Raw genomic sequence first — 1,005 nt, 5'->3', positions numbered from 1 at the left:
TCATGAGCTTCCAGAACGTGTTCGCCGACCACTGGCTACCGCAGGCGCCACTGGCCGCTGAGCGCAAGGACGGCGCCTACCGGCGACTGTCCCGGGAGCACGCCCTGCAGCTGCCCTACATCGAGACCAACCCGCTGTGCCTGCAGTCGATCGTGGTCACCGACCACGACGGCTCCGAGGCCGACCAGGTGGCCGATCTGGTCGGGCTGCCTCAGCCCTCCTGGGTGACGCTGAACCCGCACACCCGCTCCGGGCACATCGCCTACGCCCTGGCCGCTCCGGTGTGCCTCACCGACTCCGCCCGCCGGAAGCCGATCAACCTCCTGGCCCGCATCGAGCAAGGCCTCGTCGACGTCCTGGGCGGAGACGTCGGCTACGCGGGCCGGGTGACCAAGAACCCCGTCCACCGCCAGCACATGCCGCTGTGGGGCGAGGAAACCGCCCTCTACGGCCTCCAGGAGCTCGCACAGGCCCTCGGAGACGTCGGAGCCCTCCCAGGGCCTTCCAGGACCGGAAAAGCCCTCACAGCGTCCTCCGTGGGCCGCAACGTCGCCCTGTTCCACCTCACTCGCCAATGGGCCTACCGCGCTCGGTTGCGCTACGACGATGCCAGCGAGTGGGAGCAGACCGTTCACGCCTTCGCCGTGAACAAGAACCTCACCGCCATCGCCGAGGAGTTCACCCGCGGCCCGCTGGGCGAGGTGGAAGTGCTGCACCTGGCCCGTTCCATCGCCCGCTGGACCTGGCGCAACATCACCCCAGAACTCACCAACCAACGACGCGAAGCCTGGACCGCTCCGGAGCACCAACAGCGCCGCGCTCAACGCGCTGCTGACAAACGCCGCATCGACCGCACCCACGCATCCAAGGAGCTCTTCCGATGACTGCCGAGACACCCGCACGGCGCACTGTCACCGCCAAGGAGGGAGCAGAAGCCCTGGGCTGTTCCACCCGCACCGTTCGTCGCATCGCCGCTGAACCGCGTGATGAGTTCATCAAGCGCTC

General features: G+C 68.3%; 1 protein-coding gene. It reads left to right on the top strand.

What is annotated here, in order from left to right:
* A partial coding sequence (locus QYM41_RS17550; protein WP_368801056.1) for a replication initiation protein occupies positions 1-884 on the top strand: 884 nt, incomplete at its 5' end.
* Positions 885-1,005: the final 121 nt, after the last annotated feature.

Source organism: Kocuria oxytropis (genome assembly GCF_040981195.1).
In the GTDB taxonomy this organism is placed as follows: Bacteria; Actinomycetota; Actinomycetes; order Actinomycetales; family Micrococcaceae; genus Kocuria; species Kocuria oxytropis.
Note: the sequence above shows the minus strand (reverse complement) of the source record. Positions and strands in the feature narration are given on the sequence as shown.